Annotated in this window: 20 protein-coding genes and 3 pseudogenes; 4 read left to right on the forward strand and 19 right to left on the reverse strand. The window is 65.9% G+C overall.

Annotated features, from left to right (window positions below; genetic code table 11):
- The first annotated feature begins 18 nt into the window (after positions 1–18).
- Together OKW38_RS04300 and OKW38_RS04305 are read left to right on the forward strand one after the other, a co-directional pair.
- Positions 19–1,119: a PAS domain-containing sensor histidine kinase gene (locus tag OKW38_RS04300; RefSeq protein WP_429360687.1), complete on the forward strand. Its 1,101-nt coding sequence runs from the start codon at positions 19–21 to the stop codon at positions 1,117–1,119.
- Positions 1,053–1,193: pseudogene (locus tag OKW38_RS04305) on the forward strand (hypothetical protein); the annotation flags it as partial. The gene OKW38_RS04300 and the pseudogene OKW38_RS04305, both read left to right, overlap by 67 nt.
- Here OKW38_RS04305 and OKW38_RS04310 read toward each other — a convergent pair.
- From OKW38_RS04310 to OKW38_RS04320, 3 genes are all read right to left on the reverse strand, one after another.
- Positions 1,153–1,623, reverse strand: a complete 471-nt coding sequence (locus OKW38_RS04310) for a universal stress protein (protein ID WP_429360140.1) — start codon at positions 1,621–1,623, stop codon at positions 1,153–1,155. The pseudogene OKW38_RS04305 and the gene OKW38_RS04310 overlap by 41 nt on opposite strands.
- A gap of 50 nt (positions 1,624–1,673) precedes the next feature.
- Entirely contained in the window at positions 1,674–2,675 is a 1,002-nt protein-coding gene (locus OKW38_RS04315) for a universal stress protein (RefSeq protein WP_429360142.1), read from the reverse strand.
- A gap of 158 nt (positions 2,676–2,833) precedes the next feature.
- A complete protein-coding gene (locus OKW38_RS04320) occupies positions 2,834–3,823 on the reverse strand; it encodes a zinc-dependent alcohol dehydrogenase family protein (RefSeq protein ID WP_429332662.1) in 990 nt (329 codons plus the stop codon).
- Positions 3,824–4,163: 340 nt separating this feature from the next.
- Here OKW38_RS04320 and OKW38_RS04325 point away from each other — a divergent pair, with 340 nt between their 5' ends.
- Positions 4,164–4,538, forward strand: a complete 375-nt coding sequence (locus OKW38_RS04325) for a DUF3564 domain-containing protein (RefSeq protein WP_429360144.1) — start codon at positions 4,164–4,166, stop codon at positions 4,536–4,538.
- A 52-nt stretch (positions 4,539–4,590) separates the two neighbouring features.
- Here OKW38_RS04325 and OKW38_RS04330 read toward each other — a convergent pair.
- The 5 genes and pseudogenes from OKW38_RS04330 to OKW38_RS04350 form a co-directional block, all read right to left on the reverse strand.
- A pseudogene (locus tag OKW38_RS04330) lies at positions 4,591–4,705 on the reverse strand (RNA polymerase sigma factor); the annotation flags it as partial.
- A gap of 55 nt (positions 4,706–4,760) precedes the next feature.
- The gene (locus OKW38_RS04335; protein WP_429360145.1) at positions 4,761–6,101 is read right to left on the reverse strand and encodes an FAD-binding oxidoreductase; all 1,341 of its coding nucleotides are present in this window, start codon (positions 6,099–6,101) and stop codon (positions 4,761–4,763) included.
- A 224-nt stretch (positions 6,102–6,325) separates the two neighbouring features.
- Positions 6,326–7,873 (reverse strand): UxaA family hydrolase, encoded by a 1,548-nt coding sequence (locus OKW38_RS04340; RefSeq protein WP_429360147.1) that lies wholly within the window; start codon positions 7,871–7,873, stop codon positions 6,326–6,328.
- Between the two features lie 48 nt (positions 7,874–7,921).
- A complete protein-coding gene (locus tag OKW38_RS04345) occupies positions 7,922–9,211 on the reverse strand; it encodes an MFS transporter (protein ID WP_429360148.1) in 1,290 nt (429 codons plus the stop codon).
- Between the two features lie 131 nt (positions 9,212–9,342).
- A pseudogene (locus OKW38_RS04350) lies at positions 9,343–9,498 on the reverse strand (mannitol dehydrogenase family protein); the annotation flags it as partial.
- Between the two features lie 326 nt (positions 9,499–9,824).
- Here OKW38_RS04350 and OKW38_RS04355 point away from each other — a divergent pair.
- Positions 9,825–10,535 (forward strand): FadR/GntR family transcriptional regulator, encoded by a 711-nt coding sequence (locus OKW38_RS04355; RefSeq protein ID WP_090810849.1) that lies wholly within the window; start codon positions 9,825–9,827, stop codon positions 10,533–10,535.
- Positions 10,536–10,579: 44 nt separating this feature from the next.
- Here the strand turns inward: OKW38_RS04355 and OKW38_RS04360 are convergent, their stop codons facing one another.
- The 11 genes from OKW38_RS04360 to treA all read right to left on the reverse strand — a co-directional run bounded on the left by OKW38_RS04360 (position 10,580) and on the right by treA (position 23,403).
- Positions 10,580–11,557: a N(4)-(beta-N-acetylglucosaminyl)-L-asparaginase gene (locus OKW38_RS04360; RefSeq protein WP_429360150.1), complete on the reverse strand. Its 978-nt coding sequence runs from the start codon at positions 11,555–11,557 to the stop codon at positions 10,580–10,582.
- A gap of 41 nt (positions 11,558–11,598) precedes the next feature.
- The gene (locus OKW38_RS04365) at positions 11,599–12,312 is read right to left on the reverse strand and encodes an ABC transporter substrate-binding protein (protein WP_429360152.1); all 714 of its coding nucleotides are present in this window, start codon (positions 12,310–12,312) and stop codon (positions 11,599–11,601) included.
- A gap of 52 nt (positions 12,313–12,364) precedes the next feature.
- Positions 12,365–13,285: a LysR substrate-binding domain-containing protein gene (locus tag OKW38_RS04370; protein WP_429360153.1), complete on the reverse strand. Its 921-nt coding sequence runs from the start codon at positions 13,283–13,285 to the stop codon at positions 12,365–12,367.
- Positions 13,286–13,359: 74 nt separating this feature from the next.
- Positions 13,360–14,607, reverse strand: a complete 1,248-nt coding sequence (locus OKW38_RS04375; protein ID WP_090810841.1) for a metal-dependent hydrolase family protein — start codon at positions 14,605–14,607, stop codon at positions 13,360–13,362.
- 66 nt (positions 14,608–14,673) lie between these two features.
- On the reverse strand, positions 14,674–15,864 hold the full coding sequence (locus OKW38_RS04380; protein WP_429360154.1) for a M24 family metallopeptidase: 1,191 nt from the start codon (positions 15,862–15,864) through the stop codon (positions 14,674–14,676).
- A 73-nt stretch (positions 15,865–15,937) separates the two neighbouring features.
- On the reverse strand, positions 15,938–16,825 hold the full coding sequence (locus OKW38_RS04385; protein WP_184005523.1) for an ABC transporter permease: 888 nt from the start codon (positions 16,823–16,825) through the stop codon (positions 15,938–15,940).
- A gap of 3 nt (positions 16,826–16,828) precedes the next feature.
- On the reverse strand, positions 16,829–17,890 hold the full coding sequence (locus OKW38_RS04390; RefSeq protein WP_429360156.1) for an extracellular solute-binding protein: 1,062 nt from the start codon (positions 17,888–17,890) through the stop codon (positions 16,829–16,831).
- Between the two features lie 11 nt (positions 17,891–17,901).
- Positions 17,902–18,954: an ABC transporter ATP-binding protein gene (locus tag OKW38_RS04395; protein ID WP_429360158.1), complete on the reverse strand. Its 1,053-nt coding sequence runs from the start codon at positions 18,952–18,954 to the stop codon at positions 17,902–17,904.
- A gap of 2 nt (positions 18,955–18,956) precedes the next feature.
- The gene (locus tag OKW38_RS04400) at positions 18,957–19,820 is read right to left on the reverse strand and encodes an ABC transporter permease (protein WP_429360160.1); all 864 of its coding nucleotides are present in this window, start codon (positions 19,818–19,820) and stop codon (positions 18,957–18,959) included.
- 261 nt (positions 19,821–20,081) lie between these two features.
- Positions 20,082–21,377: an MFS transporter gene (locus OKW38_RS04405; RefSeq protein ID WP_429360161.1), complete on the reverse strand. Its 1,296-nt coding sequence runs from the start codon at positions 21,375–21,377 to the stop codon at positions 20,082–20,084.
- Positions 21,378–21,525: 148 nt separating this feature from the next.
- Complete coding sequence (gene treA / locus OKW38_RS04410) at positions 21,526–23,403, reverse strand: alpha,alpha-trehalase TreA (protein WP_429360163.1); 1,878 nt, start codon at positions 23,401–23,403, stop codon at positions 21,526–21,528.
- Positions 23,404–23,524 lie beyond the last annotated feature (121 nt).

The raw sequence follows: 23,524 nt of genomic DNA on the forward strand, positions 1-23,524 counted from the left end.
TGACCACCCGGAGGAGCGATAGGTCTGTCGAGCGGCGAGTCTTCCTGCTTCACCAGTGCGGCGTCCGTGTCGGACGTGCCCGTCGAGGATCGCTATTTCATGTTGATCGATGCGGTTCAGGACTATGCGATCTTCATGCTCGACGTGTCCGGCCGCGTGACCAGTTGGAATCCCGGCGCACAGCGCATCAAGGGCTACACGCCCGAAGAAATCATCGGCCAGCATTTCTCGAAGTTCTATACCCCGGAAGACATCGCGGCCGGCAAGCCCGCCCGCGAACTGGAAATCGCCGCAGCCGTAGGCCGCACCGAGGACGAGGGCTGGCGCGTACGTCGCGACGGCTCGCGTTTCTGGGCCAACGTGGTCGTTTCCGCCGTGCACGACGCGTCGGGCGCGCTGCTCGGCTTCGCCAAGATCACGCGCGACCTGACCGAACGTATGCGCCTCGCGGAACTCGAACGCGCGGATCAGGTATCCACCCACGTGCAGATCGCCCGCGAAAACGAGCAGAAACGTATGGCGCGCGAACTGCACGACGATCTCGGCCAACGGCTGACCGCGCTGAAAATGAGCGTCGCGCTGCTCGAAGCGAAGCTGAAAAGCCAGGCCGACACCGAGCCGCTGGCCGCGCAGACGCATGAACTGCAAAAGCAGATCGACTGGATGGCCGCTTCGCTGCGGCGTATCGCCGCCGATCTGCGGCCCCCGCTGCTCGACGACCTCGGGCTCGCCGCCGCGCTCGACTGGCTGGCCGAAGACTTCACGAAACGCTACGACGTGCGCTCGAGCGTGCATCTCGAACCGGCCGAGCCGGTGTGCGGCGAATTCGCGGCGACGGCGCTGTTTCGCATCGTTCAGGAGGCGTTGACGAACGTCGCGCGGCACGCCAAGGCCAGCCGCGTACGCATCGACATGACCTGCGCGGACCCCATCGTATCGCTCGATATCGAGGATGACGGCGTGGGTGTCGCGCTGGATCGGTCGCAGGGAACAGATTCATTCGGTTTGCTCGGCATTCGCGAACGCGTGCGGCAGTTGCGCGGCAACGTGTCGTTCACCAGCTCGCCGGGCCATGGCTTCAGGATCTCGATCCAGATACCGGCCGACGCGCTCGCGTAATGCTCACGCGCTGCCGCGCCCCGCTGTCGCGGGTTACTCTGCTGGCGCATCCTCGGTGCTTGGCTCGCGCATGAGCAGCACCGGACAGGTCGAGAAACGCAGCACCCGCTCCGCCACGCTGCCGATCACGAGGCGCCGCACGCCGCGTCGCCCATGCGTGCCCAGCACAAGCAGATCGGCGTGGATCTGCTCGCCGTGGCGCAGCACGATCGCGGCGACGTCGTCGGACAGGCTCTCCGACTCGATCATTTCAGGGCGGCAAGGCACATCGGCGGCGGCGCAGGCCTGTTCGGCCTCCTCCAGCACCAATTGGCCGTCCTGGCGCAAGGCTTCGACGAGCGTGAGCGGGTCGTAATAGCCGGCATAGGAAAAGAGCGGCGTCTTGTCGACCACATAAACTGGATGCACGACGCCCTTCGTCAACGCGGCGAGATTCACCGCTTCTTTCAGCGCGCGTTTCGAGAAAGTACTGCCGTCTAGCGCGACGAGGATATGTTGGTACATGCCGATTCTCCACTGAGGTTGGATTTGTCAACGCGCGTGGCGCGCCCCTGCTACAGATAAAAGGGCCCGCCCGGACTGCCCAGATACGGCTCCCGCCACTCGCCGTGCGGCACGTCGTCCGCCCGCAACGACGACGCGCCGCGCGGACACACGAGCACGGGACACGCCGCGTCGCGCAGCGTGCGCGACGTCACGTGCCCCGGCAAAGGGTGCGGCGCGCCGCGCATGCCGTGCGAACCCATCACGATCAGGTCCGCGTGCCAGCGTTGCGCTTCGTCGAGAATCGCGCTCGACGCATCGCCGCAATCATCGTCGAACTCGAGCAACGCGGTTTCGGCCGCGCGCCGGCTTTGTTCGAGCATCGCCGCGCCGCGCCGCAAGACATCGATTCGATGCTGCGACACGACTTCGAACGGCAGCCATTCGCACCACGCGAAGCGGTCGTCGGCCGCGTAGACGACCTTGATGCGCGCGTCGGGCGGCGCTACCGCGAGCGCGGTGCGCAGCGCGTCGAGCGCGGTGTCGCTGCCATCGATCGCGACCAGCACGCGGCTCACCGCCGAGGCATCGCTCGCGTCGGTCGACCTCGCCGGCATGTACAGCACCGGACGCCCGATCGACGCGACCAGTTCCTCGGGATCGATACGGCTGTCCCAGCGATGTTCACGCGGATGCGCGGCCACCGCGACCAGATCCGCGTCCCATTGCGTCGCCGTGTGGGCGAGCGCTTCGGCCGCGCCCTGATGCAGCGCGGTGAGATCGACGATCTCGGCGTCGGTCGCCGCGACGACGCCGTGCAACGCGATCACCGCGTCGCGCAGCGCGGCCTGCGCGCCGTGCAGCATCGCGCGATGCGCCTCGCACCAGTCCGGATAGCTGAGCATCAGCGTCGGATAAAGCGCGGCAGGATTGCAAACGATATCGACGAGACGAAAGCGCGCATCCGCCGCGACCAACTGCCGGGCGACGCGCGTGCCGAGCGGCAGTCCGCTGCCGCCCGCGGACGCGATCATCACGCGGTGGAAGGTGTTGCGCCCGGCAGCAGTGTTCATCGGCTCTCCTCGGATCGTCGCACCGCGAGGCGGCGCGTCAACCGCGTCGCTTCACACCTCGGCCCGTGACGGGGACGCCAACGGTTCGCGCTTACATGATGAACGCCGACGCGGCGCGCGGCTTGATCTGTATCAAGCGCCAACGGCTCGCTAGCGGATCACGGGCGGACCGCGAGCACGGCCGCGCCGGTCAGGTTGCCGTTGCGCAGATCGTCGAGCGCGCGGTTCGCGTCGCGCAACGCGTAAGTCGTGGTCTCGATCGCGAGCTGCGTCTCGGCGGCGCTGCGCATGAACTGAAGCCCATCGTCGCGGGTCAGATTCGCGACCGACACCACGCGCCGCTCGCCCCACAGAAACGCGTACGGGAACGACGGAATGTCGCTCATATGAATGCCGCCGCACACCACCACGCCACCTTTCGCGACCGCCTGCAACGCCAGCGGCACCAGTGCGCCGACCGGCGCGAACAGCAGCGCGGCGTCGAGTTCGCCGGGCGGTGCCTCGTCGCTGCCGCCGGCCCATGCCGCGCCGAGGCGCAGCGCGAGTTGCTGGGCCGCGTGGTCGCCGGGACGCGTGAACGCATAGACGGTGCGCTGCTGGTGACGCGCCACCTGCGCGACGAGATGCGCGGCCGCGCCGAAACCGTAGATGCCGATCCGTTCGGCGTCGCCCGCCATGCTCAACGTGCGATAGCCGATCAGACCCGCGCACAGCAGCGGCGCGGCCTCGACATCGCTGTAGTGCGGCGGCAGATGAAAGCAGTAGCGGCTGTCGGCGACCGTGCGCTCGGCGTAGCCGCCGTCGATCGTGTAGCCGGTGAAGCCAGCGTCGTCGCAGAGATTTTCGCGGGCGGACAGACAGTAGCGGCAGTGGCCGCAGGTGCGCCCGACCCACGGCACGCCGACCCGCTCGCCCACCGTGAAACCGCTGACGCCCGCGCCCAATTCGGCCACCACGCCGACGATTTCGTGGCCGGGAATCACCGGCCGCTTTGGATGCTCGAGCTCGCGGTCGACCAGATGCAGGTCCGTGCGGCACACGCCGCACGCATGAACGTCGATCAGGATCTCCCCGGCACCGGGCCGCGGATCAGGCACTTCCCGCTCGGTCAGCGTCGCCGAGCTGCCGTCGAACACCATCGCTCGCATCGGGTTCTCCTTCAGATGCTTCGGTAGCGACAAGCTGCCGTCATGGCAGACAGCGAGGCGCGCGCCGTTCTCAGCAGCGTAGGCGCGCCATTGTGTCGCGCGATCGGCCCGCGCCGCAGACCGTTTGATCGAAGTCAATAAGGGGCGTTTCGCCGCCCGTACACTGATCTTATTCCTGATACCGGAGTACGTGCCGTGATTGCGCGAATCCGAAACTGTCTGCTCGTGTGCTCGGCGTGCGCTTAGCCAATAAGGACTCGATGCGCACGCAGCGGGCCGGCTGCCGACGCGCGATGGCGTCGGCAATGCGAATCAGTTGTATACATTGCGGAGACATGTCATGCGTTTGACTGTTCATCTCGACACGTTCGATCGTGTCAACCCGATGGCCTTCGCCATTCTCTGGCTCGACAAGGACACGCGGCAATGGTCGCGCGAAGGTCATTTCGGGCTCGAGTTGCCCGAATGGGGCGCGTTGCATATGGATTGCGGCAATACGCTCGTGTGCGCGCCGCATAGCTCCGCGCCGGTCTGCGTGCTCGAGGGACTCGATCTGAATCAGCTCGACGGGCCGTTCGAAGGCGAGGTCGGCCGTGTGCAGTGGTGCGCCGAGCTCGGCCGCATCCTCGCGAGCGGCCACTGGCGCGTGCAATGCATCGACGTCGAACGGACGGCACCGGAAAACGGCGTATTCGCAACCGGCGAAGACGCCTGAATCGGCACAGCTCCGGCGTACCGCGTCGCCGATGCCATGACGCGCCGCCGGATATTTTCGTTAGTACGCTCGCAACGATGCGATCGCTGCGCCCCGCCGAATTCGAACACGTCGCGCTCCGCGAGATCGAGTGCCTGAGCAAGCGACTCGCGCAACATGCTGCGCGCGTTCCCGAGCGGCTGAAAGCGCCGTGGCTGCGCACGCAGATTCGCGCCGCGCACACTACATCGCGATCACCTTGCCAGGGTTCAGGAGATTGTGCGGATCGAGCGCGAGCTTGATCGCCTTCATCGCGGCGAGTTCGGCCGGCGAGCGTGACAGGCCGAGCACGCTCAGCTTCTCCTCGCCGATCCCATGCTCGGCCGATACCGAGCCGCCCATTTCCCCCGTCAGTTCATAGACGACGCGCTTGACGTCGTCGATGGCCTCGTCGGTCCAGCCAGGTTCTTGCACCACTACGTGCAGATTGCCGTCGCCGAGATGCCCATAGACGAGGATCGTCGCTTGCGACCAGCGCGCGCGCAACCGCTCGTCGCAACGCTGTGCCGCGTCGCCCGCCTGCGCGACCGCGAAGCTGATGTCGAACGAGATGCGTCCCGGGATCAGGCGCGGATATTCGGCTGGCGCGTCGCGAATCGCCCAGAACGCCGCGGCGTCCGCGTCCGATTGCGCGATTGCGGCGTCGGCGATCACGCCGGCGTTCAACATGTCGGCGAGGAATTCCTCGAAAGCCGCCGACTGCCGTTCCGGGTCCGCGCCGCAAGTCTCGAGCAATACGTAGTAGGCGTGACCGCTCGCGAGCGGCACGCGCAGTTCGGGCAGGCGTTGCCGCACGAAGTCGCAATAGCTTGGCCACATGACCTCGAACGCGGACACGCCGGCCGGCAGCCGCTCCTGCGCGCGGCCGAGCAGCGTGGTCACCGCCGCGTAGTCCGGCATGCCGCACCATGCGGTCGAGATCGCGCGCGGCTTGGCCCGCAGGCGCAGCACCGCGCGCGTGATGACCGCGAGCGTGCCCTCGCTGCCCGTTAGCAGGTTGCGCAGGTCGTAGCCGGTATTGTTCTTGATCATCTTGCGCTCGCCGCCGATCACGCTGCCGTCGGCGAGCACCGCTTCGACGTCGAGCACCTGGTCGCGCATCATCCCGTAGCGGATCACGCGATTGCCGCCCGCATTGGTCGCGATGTTGCCGCCGATCGTGCAACTGCCGCGCGCGCCGAGGTCGAGCGCGAACATGAAGCCGGCGTGATCGGCCGCTTCCTGCACGACCTGCAGCGGTGTGCCCGCGAACACGGTCATCGTCGCGCTGACCGGATCGATGTCGATGACGCCGTTCATCCGCTCGACGCTCAGCGCGACCTCCTCCCCAAGCACGCAGGCACCGCCCGCGTGCCCGGTCATGCCGCCTTGCGTGACGACCGGCTGCCGGAATTGATGGCAGATCCTGAGCGCGGTGGCGACCTCTTCGGTCGTGCGCGGGCGGATCAGCGCGATCGGATCGGTCGATGGCGTGCCGCTCCAGTCCGCGAACCGCCGCCCGCCAAATTCGGCCGGCAGGCTCACGATGTCAGCGCCGAGCGCCGCGCGCAGCGCGCAGCGCGGCGACGGCTTCGTTACCGCGGGTCGCGGAGATCGGTTCCTGCTGCATCGGATATCTCCAGTTCGTCAGACGGGCAGAGCCGCTGCGCGCGCTTCACCTCGCGGCCTGAATGAAGGCGGCGTTCCAATTGCATCCTCCAATGCGTGATCCGTTCGGCTATTCGGTCGTGTCGCTGCAATGCACCCGCTCAGGTCACCACGCCGACCTGCCACGGCACGAACTCGCTTTGCCCATAGCCGTGCAGCTCGCTCTTCGTGCGCGTGCCGGACGCGCAGTCGAGCATCATGCGAAAGATCGCTTCGCCGAGTTCGTCGATGCTCGCGCTGCCGTCGACCACACCGCCGCAATTGATATCGATGTCGTCCTGCTGGCGCTCCCACAACGCGGTGTTGGTCGCCAGCTTCAATGACGGCGACGGCGCGCAGCCATAGGCGGAGCCGCGCCCGGTCGTGAAGCAGATCAGGTTCGCGCCCGAGGCGACCTGTCCCGTCGCCGACACCGGATCGTAGCCGGGCGAATCCATGAATACGAAGCCCTTCGCGGCGATCGGCTGCGCGTATTCGTAGACGTCGACCAGATTCGTCGTGCCGCCCTTCGCGACCGCGCCGAGCGATTTCTCGAGGATCGTCGTCAGGCCGCCCGCCTTGTTGCCCGCCGATGGGTTGTTGTCCATCGCGCCGCCATTGCGCGCGCAATAGTCCTGCCACCATGCGATGCGCGCGAGCAGCTTGTCGCCGACCGCGGCGCTCACCGCACGCCGCGTCAGCAGATGCTCGGCGCCGTAGATTTCCGGCGTCTCCGACAGGATCGCGGTGCCGCCGTGCCGCACGAGCCGATCGACCGCGGCGCCGAGCGCCGGATTCGCGGAGATGCCAGAGTAGCCGTCCGAACCGCCGCATTGCAGACCGACGCATAGATGCGAAGCCGGCACCGGCACGCGCTGCACGCGGTTCGCGTCGGCGAGCATCTCGCGCACCATCGAGATACCGAGTTCGATCGTCTTGCGCGTACCGCCGCTGTCCTGGATCGTGAAGCTGCGCAGCTTCGTCGTGCTGGCGTCGAGACCGCCCGCGGCGAGCACGCCGTCGATCTGATTCGTCTCGCAGCCTAGGCCGACGAACAGCGCCGACGCGAAGTTCGGATGCACCGCGTAACCGGCCAGCGTGCGACGCAGGATCGCAATGCCCTCGCCTTGCATGTCGATGCCGCAGCCGAGCCCGTGCGTCAAGGCGATCACGCCGTCGACGTTCGGATAGTCGGCGAGCGCGTCGGGACGCACGTCGCGCCGGAAATGATCGGCAATCGCGCGCGCGACCGTCGCCGAGCAGTTCACACTGGTCAGAATGCCGATGTAATTGCGCGTCGCGATGCGGCCGTCGTCGCGGCGAATGCCCATGAAATGCGCGGGTTCCTCGACGTAGACGGTCGGCTGCGCATCGACGCCGAACGCGTGCTCGCGCGCGAACTCCGACATGCCGAGATTGTGCGTGTGGACATGCTGGCCGCGCGCGATCGCCTCACGCGCGACGCCGATGATCTGGTTGTAGCGCTTGACCGGCTCGCCTTGCGCGATGTTGCGCGTCGCGATCTTGTGCCCCGGTGGAATCAGTCCGGCGACGACCAGTTGTTCCGCCTCGATGCGCGTGCCCGGCAGCAACTGCCGGGTCGCGATGATGACGTCGTCGCCGGGGTGCAGGCGGATGATCGCGGACGCGACGCTAGCTTGAGTCGACATGAGAAGCCTCGAAAACAGGGTTATCCGTATGCGTTGACACAGAATACGTCAGATCGTGGAGCGCGCGCCCTTCGGCAGATCGCGGCTTTCCGATTCCAGCGACAGCGGCTCGATGCGTCCCACGATGAAAAGATAGCTGAACGCGCCGAGAAAGCAGAAGCCGCCCGCGACGACGAGCGGGATCGTGAACGAGCCCTTCGTCATCGCGACCATCACGCCGGTGAACGTCGTAATCACGATCCCCGCCAGATTCGACGCAAAGTTCTGGATGCCGCCGATCGACGCGACATGGCGCGGTGTCGGCGCGACGTCGCAGGGCAGCGACCAGATGCTCGCCGCGGCGAACGCGAGGCTGCCATAGGCGATACCGAAGAACGCGAGCATCAGATAGGTGTTCTCCGTGAACGCCGACAGCGTGATCACTGACGACACCAGCATGCCACCGACCATGCAGGTCTTGCGCGCAGCCGTCAGGCTCCAGCCGCGCCGGAACAGCGCGTCGGACACATAGCCGCCGAGCCAGCCGCCCGGAATCGCAATCAGCGCCGGAATCATGCCGAGCGTGCCGAGCGATTTCAGCGAGAAGCCGCGCGTCTGCACGAGATAGCTCGGAAACCACGTAATGAAGAAGTAGATCACGAAGTTCAGGCAGAAGAAGCCGAGCATCATGCCCCACAGCGTGCGATGGCGAAACAGCGATGCCCACGTCACGTTGTCCTGGCCGCCTCTCGCTCGAGCCGCCGGCGCAGCGTTGCGCGCGCTCTCCATCGCGTCCTGCACGGGATTCCGATAGATCACGAACCAGCCGACGATCCACACCGCGCCGAGCAAGCCGGTGAGGACAAAAGCAGCCTTCCAGCCGAGCGTGCCGATGATCAGCGCGACCACGGGAATCGACAGCGCGGAGCCGACCCGCGAGCCGCTATCGAAGATGCTGGTCGCGATCGCGCGCTCCTTGGGCTCGAACCATTGGCTGACGAGCTTCGCGCAGGACGGATATGCGCCCGCCTCGCCGACGCCGAGCAACAGGCGGCAGCCGAACATGCCCGCGACGCTGGTCGTGACCGCGGTGGCCGCGGTAAACACCGACCACCACCCGACCGCGAGCGGCAACGCGATGCGCGCGCCGACACGATCGACGAACCAGCCGAACGGCATCTGCATCAACGCGTAGGTCCAGAAGAATCCGCTCAGGATGAAGCCCATCTCGGCGGGGCCGATGCCGAGCGCCTTTTCGATTTGCGGCGCGGCGACCGCGAGATTCGCACGATCGACGTAGTTCACCGCGATCGCGAGAAAGCACAGAAAAATCACTACCCAACGCATCTTCTTCTTCATGAAACCGTCTCCTCCTGGGCTGGCATCTACTCTATTTGGATGAACCATGCGGCCTCGTGGCCGCCGGTGTGCTGCCGGGGTGTGCTGCCGGGGTGTGCTACGGATCTACTGCGGATTTGCGGCCCGCGTCGTTAGCCGTCGTGCGTGCACGCGGCAAGCGCCGCGCTTAGACGCGGTTGCTCGACACGCACGCCAAGCTCGCGCGCGAGTTCGATCACCGGCTTGAAACGCCGCTCTTTCTTTTGCTCGTGATTGCGCGCGATGTCGGCGAGGCGATGATCGAGGAACCGCCGGCCTCGCGCGTTCGGCGAGCGCGAGTTGGCCGGGTTGTTCGCAAATGACAGTCTTCATCGTCATGGAGAAATTGATCGGGTGTCGGGATGCGGAGCGACCAGCAGGGCTGCACGGCTGGCGTCTCCTCGGCGTCAATCTGGCCTTACCAATTTGCAAAAATAATGGCGAGTGCGATACTGGTCAAGCCAATTCGCACGGAGTTGGGGGAAACCCCGAACGCTGTCGCCGAACACGCACGATTTGCGCGCCGGGCGCTTCGATCTACAATCGGCGCTCGCCTTATGGGGCTTGCACAAGCTACATCGCCGGGAATCGTTTCGTGACCACCAGACCTGCCGACACTCGCCGCCTCTATCTTCAGATCGCGGAAAAATTGCGCGAGCTGATCGCTCAGCCGGACTTCGCGCCGAACGGCCGCCTGCCGCCCGAGCGCGCGCTGGCGGAGACGCTCGGCGTGTCGCGGCCGTCGGTGCGTGAGGCACTGGTCGCGCTGGAACTGGAAGGGCTCGTCGAGATTCGTATGGGTTCGGGCGTCTACCTGTGCGCGACGCCGTCCGCGCAGAATGATGCGTCGCTGTCGCAGGCCGAACTCGGCGATAGCCTGCTCGACATCCTCGGCGCGCGCTGCCTGATCGAAGGCTCGATCATCGCGAGCGTCGCACCGTTCTGCAAACCGAAAGATCTGAAGATGCTGCGCGCCATCTACAACGAGATGGAGCGCGAAGTAAAAGCCGGCAGAATTCCGGTCGCGGCCGATCGCGCGTTCCATCTCGCGATCGCGCAAATGTCCGGCAATGAGGTGCTCGTGCGCACCGTCAGCTCGCTATTCGATGCGCGGCATAGTCCGCTGTCGGAAAAGCTGCGCGGCCACTTCGAGAACGAGACGACGTGGGGCGCCGTGCCCGACGAACATCTCGTGATTCTCGAAGCGCTGGAGGCGCATGATGCGATTCAGGCGCAAGCGGCGATGCAGCGTCACTTGAAGCTATCGTTGGAGCGGGTGATTGCGGGGGGGCAGAAGACGTCTTAGGTGCCGCTGCGGGAATACCGCTGATTCACCAGTGCGCGTCACCCTCACACGTCGGTATAAACCTGCATCGCAATCCGCTTGCTCTGCGGCGCGCCCGCCGAGATCTGGATCAGCTCGCAAGCACGGCGCTCCGGCTGCGCCATGTCTGGCGTCCACACCCAGTAGTGATTGCCCGGCAAGCCATTGACCGCCACCACGCGGTGATTGCCCGCGGCATCGATCGCATGGATCGTCACGCGGCTGATCAAGCCGCCCTTGAGCGCGCGCATATCGTCGACCGCTTCGCTGACCGCGCGCTCGACGCTCATGCCCATTTTCATGTAGAGCACCACCGCGCGCGCCGTGCCGGCGCGGATCGTCATCTCGCCCGCGCCCGTGCATGCGCAGGCGCCGTAACGGCTATCGGCATAGGAGCCCGCGCCGATCACGGGGCTGTCGCCGAGACGGCCCGGATATTTCCAGCCCCATCCCGATGTACTCGTGCCGCTCACGACATTGCGGGCGCTGTCGAGCGCAAGAAAAACCGTCGTGTCCTTGCCGATCTCCGGATCGACCGCGTCGTGGCAATAGCGTTCGAGCGGCACGTTCGGCCACGCGGCCCTGTCGGCCGCGCTGACTTCGCCATCGAACCAGCGCGCGTACGCTTTGCGCGAATGATCGGCGAGCAGCTCGCAGCGCTCCGCACCCGTTTCGGCCGCATAGCGCGCGGCGCCCTCGCCGATCAGCAACTCGTGCGGCAGCCGTTCCATCACCGCGCGCGCGACGCTGACCGGATGCCTGAAGCCCTTCAGACCGCCCACCGCGCCAGTGCGCAGCGTCGAGCCATCCATCACCGAAGCATCGAGCTCGACTTCGCCGAGCAGATTCGGCCAGCCGCCACGCCCGACCGTGCGCACCTCTTCGTCATCTTCGACGAGCCGGATGCCTGCCTCGACCGCGTCAAGCCCGGCACCGCCATTGCGCAGCAGTTCCGCGGTCAAGCCGATGCCGGATTTACCTTCGTTGTTGGTCAGAATAATCATGTGTTTGGATCTTGCAGGCAGAAATGTGCGGAGCCTCAGGGTCAAAGTCCAGCGCGGAAATCCTTGTTCCAGAAGTCGAGCATTTCCGTTTTGTGTTTCATCAGCATCGCGAAGTCGACCGGCACGATCCGCTCCAGCTCCTTGCCCGAGAAGCCCACCGCCTGTTGCAACGACGGCGGCAGGTTCGCGTTCGTGATCGTCGGCGCGTAGCCCATCGATTCGGCGAACGCGCGCTGGGAACGCGGATCGAGCATCGCATTCAGATAGGGAAACGCGCAGGCGGACGATTTACTGCCCGCGGTGACGGCGGCCTCGAACGTGGCCGGTAATGCGCCCTCCTTCGGGAACACGTAATCGACCGCGAGGCCCGCCTTTTTCCACTGCAGCGTGCGCGCCTTCCACGTGACGGTCACGACGATCTCGCCGCTCTTGAGCGCCGACGCCAGTGCATCGACCGACGGATACACTCGCGGCGATGCCTCGCGCAGTGCGCGCAAATACTTCTGCCCGAGCGCAAGATCGTTCGCTTGCCCACCCGAGGCAAGCGCGCCCGCGAGCGTCAGATAGTCATACTGATCATCGACTAGGCCGATTTTGCCCTTGAATTGAGGGTCCAGCAGCGCGGCGAGACCGTCCGGGCGCGTGCGCACCCTGTCGGTATCGTAGACGAGCGCGAGCGCGCTGAAGATGTGCGGGACCGCGTAGCTGCGACGAAATTGCGGAATCACGTTGGTGGTTCGGCAGCAGCGCGTCATCGAGTTTCGCGGTCGTGCGTTCGGAGTACATCTGGAACATGGCGGCAATCGGTCAGCTCGCTGCCGTCAAGCGCGTATTCACGGCCACCAGCACTTCTTCGAGCGTCTCCTCCATCACCTTCGACAATTCGTCGAGATGCGGAGCCGGCGCGGCGCCATGCGGCGTGATCTTCAGCGTGTAGAAAGGCATTGCGTGCTCGAAGCGGCGCAAGATCAGATTCGAATCGAGAAAGTCGTACGCCGACACCGGATGCAGCAAACCGATGCCGAGGCCTTCCTTGACCATCGTCGCGATGTTGACCGAATACGGCGCGGTCGCCACCACCTGCGATTGCAGCTGACCGGTCGCGAACACCTGATCCATGCCCCAACGCACGAGGTCCGGCAGATCGTACGACACGATCGGCTGATTCCGCAGATCCGCCACCTTGATGACCTTGCGCTTGCCCAGCGGATGACCGGCCGGCAACGCGCAGATCGCGTCGAGCTGCGCGAAGGCGGTCGAATCGGTGCCGGTCACGTCGACGGTATTCGTGACGAGACCGAGCGCGAGTTGACGCGACACCACCTGATCGCGAATCAGCGACGATGCCCCGGTCGTCAACGCAATCTGCACGGCCGGATGCCGCCGATGAAAGTTCGCCACGACGCGCGCGAAGTAGCCGAGCCCGAACGATACGACCGAGCCCACGCGAATCACCGCGGTCGACGGATTGCGCAAGCTCAGCGCGAACTCGCGGATGTTGTCCAGGCCGGCATAGCGCCGCTCGACTTCCTCGAACAGCGCCAGGGCTTCGACGGTCGGTTCGAGCCGGCCGCGGCTGCGATCGAACAGCGTGAGACTGGTCGAGCGCTCCAGATCGGTAATCAGGCGGCTGATACCCGACTGCGAAGTGCCGATGACCTGCGCGGCGCGGGTCGTCGTGCGCGTGAGCATCAGCGCCCTGAATGCGTCGATGTGCCGAAAGTCCATCCGTTCTCTCCGGATTGCATGGGCCGCCGGCGCTCCCCGCTGTCAACCTCGCTCGCAAGCGAGCGCTGCGCATGTCACGCCGGCAAATCAAAGGCATGGATTCTACCGCCCTTCATCACGACCGGAATGCGCTCGCCCTGCCCCAGCAGACAGTCGAGCGACGCAAGCGGATTGCCGTCGACGACGAGCATATCGGCGTGCGCGCCTGCTGTGATCTGCCCGAGCTGCCCGACCTGGCCGAGCACCTGCGCGCCGACCACCGTTGCGCTGCGCAGGATTTCGAGCGGCGTCAGCACTTCGCTGCGCAAGCGGAATTCATCGCTTTGCAGACGCTGCGATTCGCCGAGCAGATCGCTACCGAAGCCCATCGGCACGCCCGCCGCGCGGAAGATTTCGAGCGAACGCAGGCCCGCCTGGCGCACGCTCCCGATCTTCGCGACGCTGTCGGCGGGCAGGCCGAGCGCTTCGCCTTCGTTCGCGAGCGCGTCGTAGGTGACGAGCGTCGGCACCGCGAACGCGCCGTGCTCGGCCATCACCCGCGCAGCCGCTTCGTCGACCAGATTGCCGTGCTCGATCGTCCGAACGCCGCAGCGTACCGCGCGCGCGATCGCCTCGGCCGTGTATGCATGCGCGAGCACGTAGGTGCCGCGCGCCCGCGCCTCGTGGACGATCGCCCTGATCTCGTCTTCCGAATAACCCCATGCGCCGACCGGATCGGTGGGCGAGGCGACGCCGCCCGAGGCCATGATCTTGATCTGGTCGGCACCCATCTGCAGCTCTTCACGCACCGCGCGACGCACAGCATCGACGCCGTCGGCGACACGCGATATCGCGCCGACCCGCGCACAACACGCGCACGGGCTATCGGTGCCGATGTAGTCGCTGCGGCCGCGCATGTCGCCGTGTCCGCCGGTCTGGCTGATCGCGCGGCCCGACACGAACAGGCGCGGACCTTCGGCGAGACCCTGTTCCAACGCCTGTTTGAGCGCGAAGCCCGCGCCGCCCGCATCGCGCACTGTCGTGAAGCCACGCCGAAGCATGCCTTGCAACAACGGCAACGACTTCAGCGTGACCAGCACGTTCGGCAAGTTCACCTGTGCCGCGAGATTGAGCTGCGTCGCATGCACGTGCACGTGCAAATCGATCAGGCCAGGCATCAGCGTCTTGCCGCGCAGGTCGATTTCCCGTGCGGACGCGCTGCGGATCGGCCGGTCCGAGACCTCCTTGATGCGTCCGTTTTCCACCAGCACCGCGTGGTCCTCACGCAATTCGCCGGCAGCCGGATCGAGCAGCGCGCAGTGCGAGAACAGAATCGACTCCATCAGGTCTCCTCCCGGTACAAGATCCGGGTCATCTCCAACGTTGAAGGGTGTCGCGCGCTGCGCGACTCAATCGATGGTCGCGTGCGCGAGCGTGCGCGGGGTCTTCGTGAGCAGCTCCGGCGTCGGGCCGGTCACGACCGAATCGTCGAGCCGGAAACCGCCGAGGCCGTACACATAGATGCCGGGCTCCGCCGAGTACACCTCGTTGTCCAGCAGCGCGCGGTGATTGAACGCCATGTCGTCCGGATATTCGTGACCGATGATGCCCATGCCATGCCCCGTGCGATGACGGATGTACTTCGCGCAGCCGGCCTGCTCGATCACCGCTTGCGCGGCCGCGTCGATACCCGAAACCGGCTGACCCGTGACGGCCGCCGCGACGGCCGCCTCGTTGGCCGCGCGCGCGACCTCATGAAAACGCGCCTGCTCGGCGCCCGGTTTGCCGCAGAACCAGGTGCGCTCGTTCTCGATCACGAGACCGTTCAAACGCGGAATCACGATATTGACGAGACCGTCGCCCGCCTTGATCTGCGCGCCGCACGACGCACCGTCGCCGTGCGGCGACGCCGATGCCGGTCCCGACAAGGTCCAGCAACGCATCACTTCGAGGTTCTCCCCAGGAAAGCGGCGCGCGCCTTCGGTCACCATCAGGGTGGCCATCTGATAGTCGAGTTCCTGAACGAGCCGTCCGGGGCGAATGTTCTCGCGATAGCGGTCCTGCACCCAATCGGCGAGGCTTGCGGCGGCCCGCATGATGGCAATCTCCTCCCGGTGCTTGACCCAGCGCAACGAGCGCAGCTCGGCGAGCATCGGCAGGAACTTCGCGTCCGGCAGCAGTGACGCCGCGCGGCCGAGGGGGCCGCCGGCGGCTTCGACGCCGATTCGCGATGCGCCAAGCCCGGCGGCACGCAAACGCGCGGCGATCAGCTCCGGGACTTCCGCGAGTAGCGGCTGCCGCTCGACCACGCGCGGATGCTCGGAGTAGAACGAGATATCGTCGAGCCACAGATGTCCGCGCTCGCGCGCCATCATCACGTGATGCGTCGACAGCTCGTTCACGATCGCGAACGGCTCGCCCGACAGCGGCACGCACACGGCGATCGGCCGCTCCCAGGTCTGCACGTCGACGTGGAAATTGCTCGCCCACTGGAAGAAGTCGGCGGACGTAAAGATGAGCGCATCGACTCGCTGACATTCCATCAGTTTTTGCATCAGGTCGTGACGGTAAGCGCGAGTCTTTTCGGTGAGGATTGGCATCTGTCGTTCCTTCAGGAAGAAGAATTAAGGAGAGGCGCATCCCACACACCAGCCCGCGGCGCGCCCTGCCAGTTCAGGTCATCATCGTCTTCGCGTAGCGCCGCTGGATGATCCAGTGCGACAACAGCGCCAGCGCAAACGTGACGACCATCGATACGATCGACAGCACGGCCCCGAACGGCCAGTTGTTCGCCTTGGCGATCTGGTCGTAGATTGCCGGCGTCATCATCGTGATGCCGGTGCCGCCGAGCAGCACCGGTGTCGCGTACGCGTTCATGCACAGAATGAACACGAGCATCGTGCCGGCCGCGACGCCGGGCGCCGCGATCGGCAGCACGACGCGCGCGAGCGTCTGAGCGAAGCTCGCGCCGAGATTGCGCGCGGCTTCCTCGATCGAGAAATCGAGCCCTTCGAGCACGCTCTGCAAGGTCAGGATCATGTATGGCAGAACCACGGCAGTGGTGCCGGCCACCACCGCGAACGGCGTATAGAGCAGCCGCACCGGTTGATCGACGAGGCCGAGCGCCATCAGCATCGCATTGACGAAACCCGCGTTGCCGAGCATGACCATCCAACCCGCCGCGCGCACGACGTTGCCGACCAGCAGCGGAAACACCAGCAGCATCACCAGTTGGCTCTTGAAGCGGCTCTGCGTTTTAGCAAGCACATAGGCGACCGGAAAACCGAGTACGAGCGACAGCGCCGTGCACAGCGCGGCCACCTTGATCGTGGTCCACAGCACCGCGTGGTAGTACGGATCGGTCAGAAACTGGACGTAGTTCTCGAGCGTGAACGCCGCCTGCATCATCTGGACCGAGTCGAAATGATTGAAGCTGTAGCGCACCAGTTGCACGCCCGGCAGCACGATCACGAATAGCACGACCAGTACGGCGGGCGAAGCGAGCAGGCCCCCGGCGAAGTCGCGGCGCCGCGGCGCGGCGTTCAGTGCGCTCGTCGTCATGGTTCAAAGTCCCGGCTTGAATTCCTTGTTCCAGAAGTCGAGCAGCGCCGGTTTTTCCGCAGTGAAACGCGCGTAGTCGACTTTGACGAGGCGATCGAGCTCGGCATTCGTGAAGCCGACGCTCTGTTGCAGCGTCGGCGGCAAGGCCGCATCGGTGACGGTCGGCGCATAGCCCATCGTCTCGGCGAAGCCGACCTGCGCGCGCGGATCGAGCATCGCGTTCAGATAGTTGAAGCCGCACGCACGCGTCGGCGCGTTCTTCGGCACGGCGGCCTCGAACGTGACCGGCACGCCGCCCTCTTTCGGGAACGCGTAGTCGACCGGCACGCCGCCTTTTTTCCACTGCAGCGCGCGCGCTTTCCACATGCAGGTCATCCAGATTTCGCCGCTTTTCAGCGCCGCCGCGACCGTTTCGTTCGACGGATAGACCTTCGGCTGCTGCTTGCGCACCTCGCGCAGAAACCGGATGCCGGCCGCCGTGTCGCCATTGTGCTGGCCCGCCGCGAGCGAAGACTGCAGCACGTTGAAGTTGTACAGAATGTCGGAAAAACCCACCCGTCCCTTCAGTTTCGGATCGAGCGCGACCGCGAGCGAATCGGGCTTCGCCTGAAACTTCTCCGGGTTGTAGACGATCACCATCGCACTGAAGATGTGCGGAATCGAATACGGGCGGCGCAGCGCTTCGATCGTGCGCGCCGAGTTCGGCACCAGTTTCGTGTCGAGCGGTTCGAGCACCCCGGAACGGTTGACGTCGAACATGTCGATGTCGGCGAGACAGGCGACGTCGAGCGAACCGTGACGGGACATCTTCTCCGCGCGCAGCTTCGTCATGCGGCCGATCTGATCCGCCGAGTCGTACGTGACGCGACCGCCAGCGGCCTCGATGATCGGCTTGCCGATGTTCTGTTCGAGCAGGTTCAGATAATCGCCGCCCCACGTGCCGACGACGACGTTGGGGCAAGCGTCGGCCGCCAACGCCGTACGCGGATCGAAACCGAGCGACGGAGCGACGAGCAGACCGGAAGCAGCTTTCAGAAACGTGCGGCGCGTGATGGGGTAGCTCATTTTATGGTCCTTCAGGCGGAAAAAAGCAGGCAATCTTCGGTTCTGAAGCACGCGTGCAGCGTGTCGCCCGGCGACCATGCGCCGGCACCGGCATGCGCGGTGTTCGGCACGAGCGCGACGAGGCTCTGGCCGCGCTCGCTCGTGAGGCGCAATTCGACGGTCGCGCCGAGATAGATCCGGTCGGCCAGCCTGACCGGGATCGACACTTCGCTGTGCTCCGGCGCCGCGGCGAGACGCAGGCGCTCGGGTCGGATGCCGAGCGTGTTGGCATTGCGCGCGGCCGCGTTGACTGTGAACTTTTCGCCGTTCGCGGTGATGAACTGGCCGTTGTCGACGTGGCCCGCGAGGAAATTCATGCGGCCCAGGAAGCTCGCGACGAACGGATTGGCGGGCCGCTCGTACAACGCGTCCGCGCTGCCGATCTGCTGCACGCGTCCGTCGTGCATGACGGCCACGCGGTCCGCCATCGCAAGTGCTTCCTCCTGATCGTGCGTGACGAAGATCGTCGTGAGACCGAGACGCTGCTGGAGCGCGCGAATTTCTTCTCGAACCTCGACGCGCAGCTTCGCGTCGAGATTCGACAACGGCTCGTCGAGCAGAAATACGTCGGGCCGGATCGCGAGCGCGCGCGCAATCGCGACGCGCTGCTGCTGGCCGCCGGACAACTGCCGGGGATAGCGTTCGGCGAGCGAGCTCAGCCGCACCATGTCGAGCGCCTCGCGAATGCGCGTGTCGCGCTCCGCCTTCGGTACACGCCGCATTTCCAGACCGAACGCGACGTTCTGCGCAACGGTCATGTGCGGAAACAACGCGTAGCGCTGAAACACCATGCCGGTATTGCGCTTGTCGGGTGCGAGCCGCGTGACCTCGGTGTTGCCGATCCAGATTTCGCCGTCGCTCGGCTCGACGAAGCCCGCGACCATGCGCAGCGTCGTCGTCTTGCCGCAGCCGCTCGGGCCGAGGAACGCGACCAGCTCGCCCTCGGCGATATCGACCGACACGTCGGCGACCGCGGTCGTCGCACCGTACTGCTTGCGCAGATTGCGCAGGGATACCTGAGCCATGATCAGATCACCTTGCCGAGCTTCACGAAACGATCGGTAATCAGCATTACGATGCCAAGCAGCACGATCTGCGCGGCCGATACCGCCGCAATGGTTGGGTCGAGATTGAATTCGAGGTACTGCATGATTGCGATCGGCAACGTCGTCTTGCCGGGGCCGACGAGCGGCAAGGTCATCTCGAGGTTCTCGAACGAGACGATGAAGCCGAACAGCGTGGAGGCGACGATCGCCGGCCGCAGCATCGGCAGCGTGACGCGCCACAGCGTGCGCCACGCACCGGCGCCGAGATTGCGCGCCGCCTCCTCGACGGTGGTGTCGAGCTGGCCCAGGCTCGCGGTGACGAGCCGGATCGTCCATGGGATCGTCAGGCAGATATGCGCGAGCAGCAGGCCGCCGAATGTGCCGACGATGTCGGTGTCGAGCGCATTCTCGGCGCGCAGATAGAACAGATAGGTCGCAATGCCGGCGACGATACCAGGCACGACTAGTGGCAGCAGCAGCGTGTTGCTGACGAGACGACGCCCAGCAAACCGGTAGCGCGCAAGGGCGAGCGAGGCGGCGACACCGAGCACCACGCCGCCGATCGCGGCGCCGGCCGCGAGCTTCAGCGACAGCACGAAACCGTTCGCGAACGCGTCGTTACGCCATGCGTTGACGTACCACGACAGCGTGTAGCCGGACGGCGGGAACGTGATGATCGCGTCCTTGAAGAAGCTCAGCCAGATCACGAAGATCAGCGGGCTCAGCATGAACAGATAGATGAGCGCGACGCCCGCCCTGACGAACCATTTCGCCGGGGACAGACGTGGGTGGGACAAAGCGCGCGCGGAAACGATGCTGCTACCGTCGATCGGAACCTGCGTCACCGCGCTTTCTCCTTGGTCGGGATTACACGTTGGGGTGTGTCCGGCGGAGTGGTGACCTCAGGCCACCCCCGCTTCGCCTCGGCTGGTCGCAATGTAAATTTGCATAGCCTGAGGAACTGCGATTCACAGTAGCATGAATAAAAAAAGGAGCAAAGCGGGTTCTGGCTAGACGCGCGCTGGGGTTTACGCGGGCGCTGGTCGCCCAGGGGAAAGGTGTTTGCGCCGGAATGGCAAACGCGTTGACCGTCGAGGTGGCTTGGATCAGCGCGCCACCGCTGCCCGTGCCCTGCCCGACTTCACGCGCCAGTTCGCGAGCGCGCCGAGCGCCATCAGCACGCTGGTGCCGAGAAACACCGCGCGCATACCGACGTGTCCGCCGACGAAACCGCCCAGCAGCGGGCCAGCCACCTGCCCCGCGTATTGCGACGACACCGAGTAGCCAAGGATCGCGCCCGTCACGCTCGCCGGCACGCTATGGCGGATCACGCTCGCGATGCACGGCAGCAGGCCGCCCAGTGCCATCCCCATCAGGAAACGCAGCACGATCAGCTGCCAGCTCGCGGTGACGAACGCCTGCGGAACGAGCAACACCGCCGATACGGCAAGGCAGCCGACGATCACATTCCAGTGCCCGGCGCGATCGGCGAACTTGCCGAGACGCGACGACGAGATCACGCTGCCGAGCGCCGCGCCCGACATCACGAAGCCCGCGATCATCGTCACGCTTTGAGGCTTCGTGAGCTGGGCGACGTAGACGGTGATGATCGGCTCGATCGACATATTCGCGACCATCAGCAGCAGACCCGTGGCAAGCATCGCGATGGCCGGCCGCTTGTCGTCCACCGAGGCCCACGCGCCCTGCTTCGGCGCGCTGTCCGCGCGCTTGCGAACCGGCATTTCGCGAATCAGAAACGCCGTCGCGAGAAAGGCGACGAAGATCGCCGCGCCCGAGGCCCAAAAGGTCGCGCGGATGCCGATCAACGGCGGCAGGAAGCCGCCGATCAGCGGGCCGACCAGATTGCCCGCCATGATCCCCGACGACAGCACGCCGAGCGCCCAGCCCGAACGCGCCTTCGGCGTCTGCGTCGCGACGAGGATCATCGAGCCCGACGCATAGCCGCCGAGCAACCCGGCGAGCAGCCGCAACGCGACCAGCTGCCACGCCGAGTGCGCCATGCCGATCAGCGACATCGCGACCGCCATGCCGAGGCTCGAGCGGATCAGCATCAGCTTGCGGCCGTAGAGGTCCGCGAGCTTGCCCCACAGGGGCGCGACGAGCGCGGCGCTGAAGAAGGTCGCGCCGAACGCGGCGCCGGACCACTGCACGATCGCCGCATGATCCTTTACGCCGAGCTGCTCGACATAGAGCGGCAGGAACGGCAGCAGCAGCGTCATCGCGACGATGGTCGTGAACGAGCCGAACACGCACACGCACAGATTACGCTGCCAATGCGCGGCGGCTTCATCGCCGGCCGGCGGGGCGGCCTTGGCTGTCGCCGTGACCTGCGCCTGCGGCGGCACCGGTTCGGCCGATGGTACGTCGAGCTTACGATTCATCTTCGAGGCTTTCCAGGGTGACGAGGGTCTGTTCGAGCTATCCAAAGCATCGTAACGGGCTGCGCCGCCGCCAGGCAGTCAACCTATCATCCTGGTATCGCTACTACCTCTTCGGAACGCGCGGGCCTGGCTGCGCGCCTCTTTGCAACTAGTGGCCCGCAGGCGACGTGCTGTGCGACGTCTGCGGCGCGGCCGCCGCCGATGCCGCCGCATCCGACACCCCCACCGCACCGCCCGGCAGATCGGCCGGCTTCGTCGAACTCACCGCATCCGGATAGAGCTGCATCAGCACGCGCAGCACGCCATTGGTCCAGCCAAAGCCGTCCTGCAGCGGATACTCGCCGCCCCCCGCCGACTTGCCGCTCGCGTCGACGTCGTACTTCTCGACCAGCTTGCCGGTGCGCTGGTAGTACGCGACGTCGGTGCGGATCCAGCGTGTCGCGATATCGCGCGCGAGCTCCGGCTCGCTATAGCGGCGCAGCCCGATCACCGCGAGGTACTGCAGCGGCGCCCAGCCGTTCGGTTCGTCCCACTGCTGGCCGGTGTTGGTCCGCGTCGTCGCGAGACCGCCCGGACGCAGCAGATCGCGCCGGATCGTCTGCGCCACTTCGCGCGCGTCGTTGCGTGTCGCGACGCCGGCGTAAAGCGGGTACACCGTCGCGGCAGTAAGCCGGTGCGTGAGCGTGCGGTGCACGAAGTCGTAGTCGCCGAAAGCGTGCAGTTGCGGATCCCACAGCACCCGGCGGATCGCATCGGCGCGCACCCGGGCGCGTAGTTCGAGGTTCTCGGCGTGGCCTGCATCGCCGGTCACACGGTAGGCTTTCGCGAGCGTGCGTTCGAGGTCCACCATCAGGCAGTTCAGGTCCACCGGCACCAGCGAGGTCACGTCGATGCTCGCGAGCGTCCTGCCGTCGGCAAACCAGCGCGAGCTAAAGTCCCAGCCGGTTTCGCCGCCCGCGCGCAGGTTGCGCCACAAATCCCGCGCATCGCGTTGCGGTATCCGCTGCGCCGTCATCACATCCTCGCGGTACGACTCGTCGCGCGGCGCCGCGCGCTCGTCCCAGTAGCGATTGAGCAGCGTGCCGTCGGCGAGGCGCACGAGATGGTGCGCCGCGTTGCCCGGCGCGAGATGGTCGCTGCCGGCCATCCAGTACGCGTATTCACGGCGCAGCTCGGGCAGATAGCGGGCGTAGACCTGATCGCCCTCCTTGCGCGCGACGAGCTGCACCATCTGCGCGAAGAACGGCGGCTGCGAACGGCTCAGGTAATACGTGCGATTGCCGTTGGGGATGTGGCCATAGCGGTCGATCAACGTCGAGAAATTGTTCAGCTCGTCGTCGACGAGCGCGTGCTGGCCGCTCGCGTCGAGCCCCAGCAGGATGAAGTACGAATCCCAGTAGTAGATCTCGTCGAAGCGGTCGCCCGGCACGATGTACGGCGACGGCAGCGGCAACAGCGACGAGTACGGGCTCGCGCTCGCATCCGGTTCGCGACGCAGCACGTTCCACAGCGTATCGATGTGCGCGGTGACGCTCTCGTCAGGATCGGACGCGTAGCGCTTCGGCGCGCGCGGGGGCAGCGTGAAGCGCTGTTCGACAAATTGTTTCAGGTCGAAGCGCGGCTGAGCACGCTGGCTGTCGTAGTCGGCGATGACCTGGGCCGGCGGCTCGCCTGGCGACATATCGGCAAACGTCTTGCTGTCCGGGTAAAGATGCGCGAGTTCGACGTCGCGATACAGCTCGCCGTACAGCTCGGACGGCGGCGTCGGCACGACCGGCGACGGCTGCGCGTGATCCGTGTTTTCGACGTGCCGGTCCGCGGCGCTGCTGGCGGTATTCCCGGCGGCGGCCGATGCGGGCAGCGTAACGGCCGGCGCGGCCGGCTGGGTCTGGGCGACCGTCGGCGCGGATTGCGCAATGACGCTGGTGCTTGCGGCGAGCGCCAGCGCGGCGGCCAGGTTGGCTACAACGCGGCGGTATGGCCGCTCGCGGGAATACCAAACGGGAAGATCGTAACGAAATGGCATCGGCGGACCCGTTGAGGACGACGCGGTGACGTCGACGTAGGCGGCCCGCCGCGCGCGCCGATGACATGCTGCACGCTGCCGCGGGGCTTCGAGACGGTCTCGCCGCCAAGTGCGGGGCCCG

It is taken from the genome of Paraburkholderia sp. MM5496-R1 (assembly GCF_050436205.1).
GTDB lineage: Bacteria > Pseudomonadota > Gammaproteobacteria > Burkholderiales > Burkholderiaceae > Paraburkholderia > Paraburkholderia tuberum.

Coding starts and splice junctions, on each gene's coding strand:
- OKW38_RS04310 (WP_429360140.1), bottom strand. CDS start 1,623: ATGTACCAACATATCCTCGTCGCGCTAGACGGCAGTACTTTCTCGAAA.
- OKW38_RS04315 (WP_429360142.1), bottom strand. CDS start 2,675: ATGAACACTGCTGCCGGGCGCAACACCTTCCACCGCGTGATGATCGCG.
- OKW38_RS04320 (WP_429332662.1), bottom strand. CDS start 3,823: ATGCGAGCGATGGTGTTCGACGGCAGCTCGGCGACGCTGACCGAGCGG.
- OKW38_RS04325 (WP_429360144.1), top strand. CDS start 4,164: ATGCGTTTGACTGTTCATCTCGACACGTTCGATCGTGTCAACCCGATG.
- OKW38_RS04340 (WP_429360147.1), bottom strand. CDS start 7,873: ATGTCGACTCAAGCTAGCGTCGCGTCCGCGATCATCCGCCTGCACCCC.
- OKW38_RS04345 (WP_429360148.1), bottom strand. CDS start 9,211: ATGAAGAAGAAGATGCGTTGGGTAGTGATTTTTCTGTGCTTTCTCGCG.
- OKW38_RS04360 (WP_429360150.1), bottom strand. CDS start 11,557: ATGATTATTCTGACCAACAACGAAGGTAAATCCGGCATCGGCTTGACC.
- OKW38_RS04365 (WP_429360152.1), bottom strand. CDS start 12,312: ATGACGCGCTGCTGCCGAACCACCAACGTGATTCCGCAATTTCGTCGC.
- OKW38_RS04370 (WP_429360153.1), bottom strand. CDS start 13,285: ATGGACTTTCGGCACATCGACGCATTCAGGGCGCTGATGCTCACGCGC.
- OKW38_RS04375 (WP_090810841.1), bottom strand. CDS start 14,607: ATGGAGTCGATTCTGTTCTCGCACTGCGCGCTGCTCGATCCGGCTGCC.
- OKW38_RS04380 (WP_429360154.1), bottom strand. CDS start 15,864: ATGCCAATCCTCACCGAAAAGACTCGCGCTTACCGTCACGACCTGATG.
- OKW38_RS04385 (WP_184005523.1), bottom strand. CDS start 16,825: ATGACGACGAGCGCACTGAACGCCGCGCCGCGGCGCCGCGACTTCGCC.
- OKW38_RS04390 (WP_429360156.1), bottom strand. CDS start 17,890: ATGAGCTACCCCATCACGCGCCGCACGTTTCTGAAAGCTGCTTCCGGT.
- OKW38_RS04395 (WP_429360158.1), bottom strand. CDS start 18,954: ATGGCTCAGGTATCCCTGCGCAATCTGCGCAAGCAGTACGGTGCGACG.
- OKW38_RS04405 (WP_429360161.1), bottom strand. CDS start 21,377: ATGAATCGTAAGCTCGACGTACCATCGGCCGAACCGGTGCCGCCGCAG.
- treA (WP_429360163.1), bottom strand. CDS start 23,403: ATGCCATTTCGTTACGATCTTCCCGTTTGGTATTCCCGCGAGCGGCCA.